The sequence below is a fragment of the Cupriavidus sp. 01L46 genome (assembly GCF_056399905.1).
This window is the reverse complement of record NZ_JBFTSF010000424.1, coordinates 1-9726: the sequence shown is the minus strand read 5'-3', so window position 1 is coordinate 9726 and position 9726 is coordinate 1. Positions and strand designations below refer to the sequence as shown.

The 9726-nt window shown below is 67.7% G+C and carries 7 protein-coding genes and 2 pseudogenes; 5 read left to right on the top strand and 4 right to left on the bottom strand.

Annotation, left to right across the window (positions count from 1 at the left end):
- Window positions 1–1254 (top strand): DUF6537 domain-containing protein (locus tag AC1DS3_RS35935; RefSeq protein WP_477129072.1); only part of this gene is annotated, 1254 nt, incomplete at its 5' end.
- Between the two features lie 91 nt (window positions 1255–1345).
- Here the strand turns inward: AC1DS3_RS35935 and AC1DS3_RS35930 are convergent.
- Window positions 1346–1663: a YnfA family protein gene (locus tag AC1DS3_RS35930; RefSeq protein WP_477129071.1), complete on the bottom strand. Its 318-nt coding sequence runs from the start codon at window positions 1661–1663 to the stop codon at window positions 1346–1348.
- Window positions 1660–2531: pseudogene (locus tag AC1DS3_RS35925) on the bottom strand (5'-nucleotidase). Before AC1DS3_RS35925 ends, AC1DS3_RS35930 begins: the two are co-directional and overlap by 4 nt.
- 205 nt (window positions 2532–2736) lie before the next feature.
- Here AC1DS3_RS35925 and AC1DS3_RS35920 point away from each other — a divergent pair.
- Together AC1DS3_RS35920 and AC1DS3_RS35915 are read left to right on the top strand one after the other, a co-directional pair.
- Entirely contained in the window at window positions 2737–3285 is a 549-nt protein-coding gene (locus AC1DS3_RS35920) for a hypothetical protein (protein ID WP_441634122.1), read from the top strand.
- Window positions 3282–3779: a hypothetical protein gene (locus tag AC1DS3_RS35915; protein WP_477129070.1), complete on the top strand. Its 498-nt coding sequence runs from the start codon at window positions 3282–3284 to the stop codon at window positions 3777–3779. Before AC1DS3_RS35920 ends, AC1DS3_RS35915 begins: the two co-directional genes overlap by 4 nt.
- 20 nt (window positions 3780–3799) lie before the next feature.
- Here AC1DS3_RS35915 and AC1DS3_RS35910 read toward each other — a convergent pair whose 3' ends face one another.
- Window positions 3800–4735 (bottom strand): LysR family transcriptional regulator, encoded by a 936-nt coding sequence (locus AC1DS3_RS35910; protein ID WP_477129069.1) that lies wholly within the window; start codon window positions 4733–4735, stop codon window positions 3800–3802.
- Window positions 4736–4872: 137 nt separating this feature from the next.
- Here AC1DS3_RS35910 and AC1DS3_RS35905 point away from each other — a divergent pair.
- A pseudogene (locus AC1DS3_RS35905) lies at window positions 4873–6243 on the top strand (CoA-acylating methylmalonate-semialdehyde dehydrogenase); the annotation flags it as partial.
- A 338-nt stretch (window positions 6244–6581) separates the two neighbouring features.
- Window positions 6582–9263: an alpha-ketoglutarate dehydrogenase gene (gene mdeB, locus AC1DS3_RS35900; RefSeq protein WP_477129068.1), complete on the top strand. Its 2682-nt coding sequence runs from the start codon at window positions 6582–6584 to the stop codon at window positions 9261–9263.
- Between the two features lie 164 nt (window positions 9264–9427).
- Here mdeB and AC1DS3_RS35895 read toward each other — a convergent pair.
- A partial coding sequence (locus AC1DS3_RS35895; protein ID WP_477129067.1) for a hypothetical protein occupies window positions 9428–9726 on the bottom strand: 299 nt, incomplete at its 5' end.

The window sequence follows — 9726 nt, the reverse complement described above, 5'->3', positions numbered from 1 at the left end:
GAGCAAAAGGGCGTGACCGTGCTCGACATGGCGGGCCTGGCGCAGAAGGGCGGCGCGGTGATCAGCCATGTGCAGATCGCCCCGACCCCGGCCGCGCTGCACGCCACCCGCATCGCCACCGGCGAAGCACGGCTGGTGATCGGCTGCGACGCGATCGTCTCCGCCTCGCCCGAGGTCTTGTCCAAGACCCGGATCGACGTGACGGCAGCCGCCATCAATAGCGCCAATACGCCTACCGCAGACTTCATCAAGAACCCGAACTGGAAATTCCCGGGCGCCTCGGCCGAGCAGGACCTGCGCGCCAGCGTCGGCGACGCCTGCGCGTTTATCGACGCCAATGCGTGGGCCGTGAAGCTGCTGGCCGATTCGATCTACTCCAACCCGCTGCTGCTGGGCTTTGCCTGGCAAAAGGGCTGGGTCCCGTTGCGGCGCGACAGCCTGGTGCGTGCCATCGAGCTCAACGGCGTATCCGTGGAGAAGAACCTGCTGGCCTTCGACTGGGGCCGCTATCTGGCGCATCACGGCGAGGCCGCGCTCGCCGCGCAATTGCAGACCACGCCGCGTGCCCAGGTGGTCGCCATGCCGGAAACGCTCGATAGCGTCATCCGCCAGCGCGAAGCCCTGCTCACGGCCTACCAGAACCCGGCGTACGCTGCCCGGTACCGCGCCGCGGTCGAAAGCGTGCGTGCCGCCGAAAAGCGCGTGGGCGCCAACCCKCGCTTGCCGCTCGCCGAAGCCGTGGCGCGCAACCTCGCCAAGCTGATGGCCTACAAGGATGAGTACGAAGTCGCCCGCCTGTACGCCGACCCCGCCTTCCTGGACAAGCTGCGCGCGCAGTTCGAAGGCGAACCTGGCCGCGACTACCAGCTCAGCTTCCACCTGGCCCCCCCGCTGCTGGCAAAGCGGGACTCGCATGGCCACCTGGTCAAGCGCCGCTTTGGCCCGGCCATGCTGACCGCCTTCCGTCTGCTGGCACGCGCCAAGGGCTTGCGCGGCACCGCCTTCGACGTGTTCGGCAAGACCGCCGAGCGGCGCGCGGAACGCAAGCTGATCGAGGACTACATCGCGATGGCGGAGGAGTTCGGCGCGACGCTGAATGCGGACCGGCTGGATACGGCTGTAGCGCTGGCGAGCCTGCCCGACGACATCCGCGGCTTCGGGCATGTCAAGGAAGCCAACATGGAGAAGGTGGCGGCGCGGCGGGTGGCGTTGCTGGCGCAGTATCGCGGGGCGGCGGCGCGGGCCGCGGCCTGAGCGGTCGCGGGCACAATGCTTGGTTGGGCGCGGATCAGGAGGGGGCGGGCGCTAGCCATGGCGCAAGCTCGCCATCATGCTCCGCGCCGTTTCAACGTGGCTGAAAAACAATGATCGCCATTCCCGCAATCGCCACCGCCACCCCCGCCAGATCCCAGTGGCTAGGCTTGACCCCATCCACCAGCCAGAGCCACACAATCGCCACCGCAATATAAATGCCGCCATAAGCCGCATAAACCCGCCCGGACGCATCCGGGTGCAGCGACAGCAGCCAGGCGAACAGCGCCAGCGACAGCGCGCCTGGCACCAGCAGCCACACGCTGGCACCCTGGCGCAGCCACAGGTAGGGGAAATAGCAGCCCAGGATCTCCGCGCAGGYCGTGATGAGGTAAAGGGCGAAGGTCTTCATGCGGAGGCGGGTGCTTTGCCGGCCTGGCTGGCGGCATCGGTGTCGTCGTTCCTGGCGCGCTTGCGCGCGGGCCGGCGTTTGCCGCCTCCCAGCTCGCCACCTTTGTAGGGCACCCGCCCCGACGGCACCACCGCCGACGCCAGTTCCACGTGCCCTTCCTGGTCGTCGAAGAACATATGCGCGCCGAACGCCTGCAGCACTTGATCCTTAGGCAAGCCGCCGAGGAAAAAGGCTTCATCAATGACGCGCGCAGGGTATGCACCACCCGCGTATGCGCCGGGCTGTTGCGCGCCGTCACGATGGCGATGCGCACCGGGCACTTGCCGGGCGGGAAGTGCGACTGGATCTCCGCCAGCCGCAGCAGCAGCTTGGCAAACGGCCCTTCGGCCATGGCCTTGTGGCGGTGTTTCTGCTCATGCCGGACGAAGGCTTCCAGCCCTTTTTGCTTGAAGATCTGCTCGGACTCCGGCGAGAACAGCACGGCATCGCCGTCGAAGGCAATGCGGATCTGGCCGGCGGGGGCGTGATAGTCGGCGGGCGCGGCGTACAACTGGGCCGCGGCCACGCCGCCGTCGATGGCGGCTTGTACGTCGTTGGCCTCGCGCGAGAGCCCGGTGTCCGGCGAATTGCGCGAGATCACCACGACCTCGACCAGCCTTCGGTCCGGGATCAGGTGATTGAGCCCGAGCAGCGCCTGCACCAGCGGAAAGGCTGTGCCCGGCAGCAGGGGTTCGTCCTCATGCTGGCGCTGGTAGGCGGAGTAGGACGCCACCCCCTCGGATTGATAGATGCCGTTCTCGTGCTCGAGGTCGAACAACGCCCGGGACGAGATGCCGATGACGAGTTTGTCTGTGAGATCGTAGGCCATGCCGCAGTATAAAGGCAGACGATTCGGCGCTGGCGGCGCGCCGGGCGGGCGCGCCGCATCACCGGATGCATCCGGCGCACACTGTCGTTCTTACAATCTTTGACATTTCTGCGCTTTGCGACGCCAGTGCGCGCGCGTATGCTGGCCCGCTTTTGCGAATGCGCCGGCCCTGCCGGGCATAGCCTTCTCCGGTTTCCCATCCCCCATGATCACTCCTGATTCCCTCTGCGCACCGCCCGGGACCGGCCTGCGTGGCCCGGCTGCGCTTGCCGCCGCGATTGCCCTTTGCTTGTCCGCCACGGGCTGCAGTTCCTTGCTGAGCGAGGGCACCGCGGCCGGTGCGGGCATTGCCGGCGCCAGCATTGCCGGTGCGCTGACGGACAACGCGGCGGTGGCGACCGGAATCGGCCTGGGTGTGCAGGCGGGCGCCAGGGCGGCCTTGCAGTACAGCCAACGCAAAATCCACGCGGCCGCGCAAGACCGCATCGCCATGGCCGCCGGCCCGCTGGCGGTGGATGCGGTGGCGGACTGGAAGACCGACCACGCCGTGCCGCTCGAGCCTGCGGAGCATGGCCGGGTCACGGTCAGCCGGGAGATCGGCGGCAAGTCCCTGCAGTGCAAGGAGATCGTGTTCTCGGTGGACGACAACGCGAAAGCCAGCGCGTTCTATATCGCGGCGATCTGCCGGGACGGCCAGACATGGAAGTGGGCATCGGCGGAGCCGGCCACCGAGCGCTGGGGGGCGCTGCAATGAGCGGCCTGCACCGGTTGCGGGTCATCGTGCCCGTGCTTGCGGCCGCCCTGGCCACCGGCTGCTCGTCGGTCGGCGACCTGACCGGCGCGGTGGCCGGCGTGGCGACCGGCGCGGTCACCGGCAATCCGGCCCTGGCCGCCGGCGTGGCCATCGGCGTCAGCGCTGCCACGGATGCCGGCGCCAAATACGTCTTGCGCAACTGGCAGCAGGCGGAGCAGGACAGCATCGCCGCCACCATCGGCGCCATGCCGGTCGATGCGCAGCAGCGCTGGGAAATCYGCCACCCCTTGCCCTATGCCAACGAGCATGGCTGGGTGCGGGTGGTGCGCCTCATCCGCACGCCGCTGGCGGAATGCCGGGAGGCGCTGTTCTCGGTGGACGACGACGCCAGGCAACAGCGCGCCTGGTTCCTGACCACCGCCTGCCGGCAGCCCGCTGGCTGGAAATGGGCGGCGGCGGAGCCGGCGGTGCCGCGCTGGGGCAACCTGCAGTAGGGCAGCAGCAGGGCAGGGCTTCAGCCCATCGTGAAGCCATCCTTCAGCGTCTCGCGCAGGTGGTCCACAAACACGCGCACGGCGCGCGGCAGGTAGGGGCTGTAAGGGCGGATGGCGAACAGGTGGTCGCCAAAGGCCCCCGCCGGGCGCCAGTTGGGCAGGACCTTGACCAGCCTGCMAGCGGCCACGTCCGCCTGGGCGGTGAAGTCCGGCAGCAGGGCGATGCCCAGTCCACCCAGCGCCGCCTCGCGCAGGGCCTCGCTGTTGTTGGCGGCAAAGCTGCCGTGGATGGCCACGCTGCGCCGGGGGCCGGTGCCGCGCAGCGGCTCGAAGCTCCAGGTGGGCGATTCGCCCCGCCGGAAGTAATGCAGGCAGGCATGCTCGGCCAGTTCCGCCGGGGTTTCGGGCGAGCCATGGCGCTTCAGGTAGCTGCGCGTTGCCACCAGCACCGTGTTCGTGCGGCATAGCGTCCAGGCGATATGCGTATCCGGCGCCACCGAGGCATGCCGGATGGCCAGGTCGAAGCCTTCCTGCGCCAACGCGGTGAACTTGTCGGAAAACTCCATCTCGATGCGCACCTCCGGATAGGCCTTCAGGAAGGCCGGGATGCGCGGGACGATCTGCTGCCGGCCCAGCGCCACGGGCGCCGTGACCCGCAGCAAGCCGCGTGGCTCGCCGGCAAGATCGCGCACGCCTGCAAAACTGCGCTCGATGTCCGAGAAGGCGTTGCGCGTGGTGTCCGCGAGCTGCTGGCCCGCTTCGGTCAGCCGGACGCTGCGGGTGGTCCGCTGCACCAGCGGCACCCCGGCGCTGCGCTCCAGCTCCGCAATGCGCTGGCTCATGGCTCCCTTGCTCAGGCCCAGGCGCACGGCCGCGGCCGTGTAGCTGCCAAGCTCACCCAGCACGACCAGCGAGTAAAGGTGCGCCCAGTTGGGCTCTTTATTTTCGTCTTCCATCGCGGCATTGTTTACTTTGCTAAACAATGAGTCAAGCCGCGCGGCATTGATGGGGGAAGGGGCCGTGACTACACTCGTCGCATTGRCTAATCCCTCGCCCCCTCTCTCCCTCATCCCCTCTCCTGGAAGGCAGCAACGTGAAGACTCCCATCGCATACACCGAAGGCGGCCAGCTCGGCCACTACATTAACGGCAGCCGGGTTGCCAGCGCCAGCGGCCGCGCGCAGGACGTCTTCAATCCCGCCACCGGCGCCGCCGCGCGCACCGTGGCGCTGGGCTCGGCCGACGAAGCAGGCGCCGCGGTTGCCGCTGCCGCCGCGGCCTTTCCGGCCTGGGCGGACACGCCCCCGATCCGCCGCGCGCGGGTCATGCAACGCTTCCTGCAACTGATGAACCAGAATCGCGACACGCTCGCGGCGATGATCACGGCGGAACACGGCAAGGTCTTCTCCGACGCGCAGGGCGAAGTCTCCCGGGGCATCGACATCATCGAATTCGCCTGCGGCATCCCCCAGCTGCTTAAGGGCGACTACACGGACCAGGTCAGCACCGGGATGGACAACTGGACGCTGCGCCAGCCGCTGGGCGTGGTCGTTGGCATCACGCCGTTCAACTTCCCCTGCATGGTCCCTTGCTGKATGTTCCCGATCGCGCTGGCGGCCGGCAACACCTTCGTGCTCAAGCCCAGCGAGCGCGATCCCAGCGCCAGCCTGTTCATGGCGGAGCTGCTGACCGAAGCGGGCTTGCCGGCCGGCGTGTTCAACGTGGTGCAGGGCGACAAGCTCGTGGTCGACGCACTGATCGAGCATCCTGACGTCAAGGCGGTGAGCTTCGTCGGCTCTACCCCGATCGCCCAGTACATCAGTGAGCGCTCGGCGCAWTTCGGCAAGCGCGTGCAGGCGCTCGGCGGCGCCAAGAACCACCTGGTGGTCATGCCCGACGCGGATATCGAACAAGCCGTGGACGCCTTGATCGGCGCCGGCTATGGCTCGGCCGGCGAGCGTTGCATGGCGATCTCGGTTGCCGTGCTGGTGGGCGATGTCGCGGACAAGATCCTCCCGCTGCTGGCCGAGCGCGTGAAGGCGCTGGTGATCGGCAACGGCATGAATGCGCAAGCCGAGATGGGCCCCATCGTCACGCGCCAGGCCCTGGAGCGGATCGAAGGCTACGTCGGCCTCGGCGTGGAGGAAGGCGCCACGCTGGTGGTGGACGGCCGCGATTGCCGTGTGCCCGGCCATGAAGCGGGCTTCTTCACGGGCGGCACCTTGTTCGACAACGTGACCCCCGCCATGCGCATCTACAAGGAAGAAATCTTCGGCCCGGTGCTGGGCTGCGTGCGCGTGAAGGATTTTGCCGAGGCCGTGCAACTGGTCAACGACCATGAGTTCGGCAACGGCGTGGCCTGCTACACCAGCGACGGCGGCGTGGCGCGTGAGTTTGCGCGGCGCATCCAGGTCGGCATGGTCGGCATCAACGTGCCCATTCCGGTGCCGGATCAGTTCCGGTCAGTCCCGCTTACTGCAGTTTGAGGGTACTGAATACCCGGCTCATCAGGCGCATTTTGCGTTGAGCCACGCCCGAAGCACCCGGCATGATCATCGTCCCCGCTGGGTTTTTGCCGCGCCCGGGCAATCGATAGGCTCGATAGGCACGCCGGCGATACGCCAAGCCCATCTGCCACCACTTGCAGCCAGCGCGCCAGGCTCCACAGCACGTTGCGCTGCCAGCCGCCCAGCCGCAGCACGCTACGCTGCTGGCGGCCGGCTTCGCCCGCCAATTCGGCAGCTTCTGCCGCGGCCTCCTCCCTACAATCCAATAACGAAGAAAAAAGCCAATGGAGACCGCAATGCGTGCCCTGCCAAAGACAGCCGCCATCCAGATTGCCCCTGGCGAGGGCTACGACCCCGACGCCGAGGAAACCAGCGAATGGCTCGACGCCCTGTCCGGCGTCTTTCGCACCGGCGGCGCGCCGCGTGCGCGCTTTTTGCTGGAGCGCCTCGCCGAGCATGCCAGCCATCTCGGCCTTGGCGAACGGGCGCATCCGTACTCGGCCTACCAGAACAGCATCGGCGTCGGCGAGCAGCCGCGCTATCCCGGCGACCTTGCCATCGAACAGCGGCTGACCTCGATCATCCGCTGGAACGCGCTGGCCATGGTGGTGCGCGCCAACAAGGCCTACGGCGAACTTGGCGGCCACCTTGCCAGCTATGCGTCCGCCGCCGAGATCTTCGAGGTGGGCTTCAATCACTTCTTCCGCGCCGACGATGGAGAGCACAAGGGCGACCTGGTCTACTTCCAGCCGCATTCCGCGCCGGGCGTCTATGCCCGCGCCTTCCTGGAGGGACGGCTGTCCGAGTCCCAGCTGGCGAGCTACCGGCAGGAAACCGGCGGCGGCGGCCTCTCCTCCTATCCGCATCCCTGGCTGATGCCGGATTTCTGGCAATTCCCGACCGGCTCCATGGGCATCGGCCCGATCAGCGCCATCTACCAGGCTCGCTTCCTGCGCTATCTCGGGCATCGCGGCATTGCCGACACCGCCGCGCGGCGCGTGTGGGGCGTGTTCGGGGATGGCGAGATGGACGAGCCGGAGTCGCTTGCCGCGCTCTCGCTGGCGGCGCGCGAGAAGCTCGACAACCTCACCTTCGTCATCAACTGCAACCTGCAGCGGCTCGATGGCCCGGTGCGCGGCAACGGCCAGGTGATCCACGAGCTGGAGGCGCTGTTTGGCGGCGCAGGCTGGCACGTCGTCAAGGTGGTCTGGGGCTCGGAGTGGGATGCGCTGTTTGCGCGCGACACCAATCACGCGCTGCTGCGGCGCTTTGCTGCGATGGTGGACGGCGAGTACCAGAACCTCGGCGCCAAGGATGGCGACTACAACCTGGCCCACTTCTTCAACACGGACCCCGAGCTCAAGGCGCTGGTCGCCAGCATGAGCAGCGCGGATATCGATGCGCTGCGCCGGGGCGGCCATGACTTTCGCAAGCTGTACGCCGCATTCCTGGATGCGCAGGCGCACAAGGGCAAGCCCACCGTGATCCTCGCCAAGACCAAGAAGGGCTATGGCATGGGCGAAGCGGGCGAGTCCCGCATGACGGCGCACCAGCAGAAGAAGCTCGATATCGACGCGCTGCGCGCCTTCCGCGACCGCTTTGCGCTGCCGCTGGACGACGATGCCGTGGCCGATCTGCGCTTCTACAAGCCGGCCGACGACAGCCCGGAGATGACCTACCTCCATGCCCGGCGCCAGGCGCTGGGCGGCTACCTGCCGGCGCGCGCGCGCACCGCGCCCGCGCCCGCGCTGCGCATGCCCGAGCTGATGCAGTACGGCCGCTTCGCCATGGATCCGGACGAGCGCGCCGTTTCCACCACCACCGGCGTGGTGCGCCTGTTTACCAACCTGATCAAGGACAAGACCATCGGCCCGCGCGTGGTGCCCATCGTGGCCGACGAGGCGCGCACCTTCGGCATGGCCAACCTGTTCCGGCAGATCGGCATCTACTCGCCGGTGGGCCAGCTCTACGAGCCGGAGGACGCCGGCTCGATGCTGTACTACAAGGAAAGCCAGCAAGGGCAACTGCTGGAAGAAGGCATCACCGAAGCCGGCGCACTGGCCTCGTGGACGGCCGCGGCCACGTCGTACAGCGTGAGCGGCGTCGCCATGCTGCCGTTCTACATCTACTACTCGATGTTCGGCTTCCAGCGCGTCGGCGACCTGATCTGGGCGGCGGCGGACCAGCGCGCGCGCGGCTTCCTGATCGGCGCCACCGCCGGGCGCACCACGCTTGCCGGCGAAGGCCTGCAGCACCAGGATGGCACCAGCCAGCTGATCGCCGCCACGGTGCCGAACTGCCGCGCCTACGATCCGGCGTTCGCCAGCGAGGCCGCGGTCATCATCCACCACGGCGCGCGCAGCATGCTGGAAGCACAGCGCGACGAGTTCTACTACCTGACCGTCAACAACGAAAACTACGTGCAGGCACCGCTGCGTGAGGACGCGCACGACGACGTGATCAAGGGCATGTACCTTTTCGGCACGCGCGGCCCCGCAGGCGCTGCCACCAGCGTGAGGCTGCTCGGCTCGGGCGCCATCCTGCGCGAAGTCATCGCCGCCGCGGACCTGCTCGCGAGCGACTGGGATATCAAGTCAGAGATCTGGAGCGTAACCAGCTTTTCCGAGCTGGCCAGGGACGCCCGCGAATGCGAGCGCGCCAGCCTGTTCGCCAGCGGCGGCGAAACGCAAAGCCATTTGCAGCGCTCGCTGCCGGGCGCTACCCCGGTCATTGCCGCCACCGACTACGTGCGGGCCTATGCGCAACTCATCGCCTCGTACCTGCGCGCGCCGTTCACCGCGCTTGGCACGGACGGCTTCGGGCGCAGCGACACGCGCGCCGCGCTGCGCCGCTTCTTCGAGATCGACCGCTACCACGTGGCGATTGCCGCGCTGCGGTCGATTTCTCCGGCGCTGCATGCCAAGGGGCTGGAGCGCTATGGCGTGAGGACGGAGGCGGATGCGCCCTGGGCGCGTTAAGCCAGCGCCGGCGCGATATCCGCTTGTCTGGCTTGCGCAGCCATGGTGCGCAAGCCGCGGGAGGCAGAGGATGGCGATGAAGCGGAAGGGGGCGAGTCATCGAGACCGGGCCATCAAACGGCCCCATGAGCGTCAACAGCCGAGCCTGCCGCATGCAGCGTGGCTCAATCCCGGCCTGCATCCGCTGAGGGTTCATCCAGCAAATGCCCGAACTCATCCAGCTCCTTCTGGATCCGCACCATGCTAGCGTCAATCGCCTGCGGCGTGACTTCACCGTCGACGAACTCAACCGAGACGCGGGTAACACGCGGATCTTTGTCAATCATGCCCTGCAGCACCTTGTCGAAGAACTTTTCCCCCGCACGCAAGCCGAGCGGGCGGGGGACAAGCACCTTGACCAGCAGGACCTCCTCCTCGCTTTTCGTCTTTGCCGCATCGGCAAATGCAGTCCGGAGATACGATT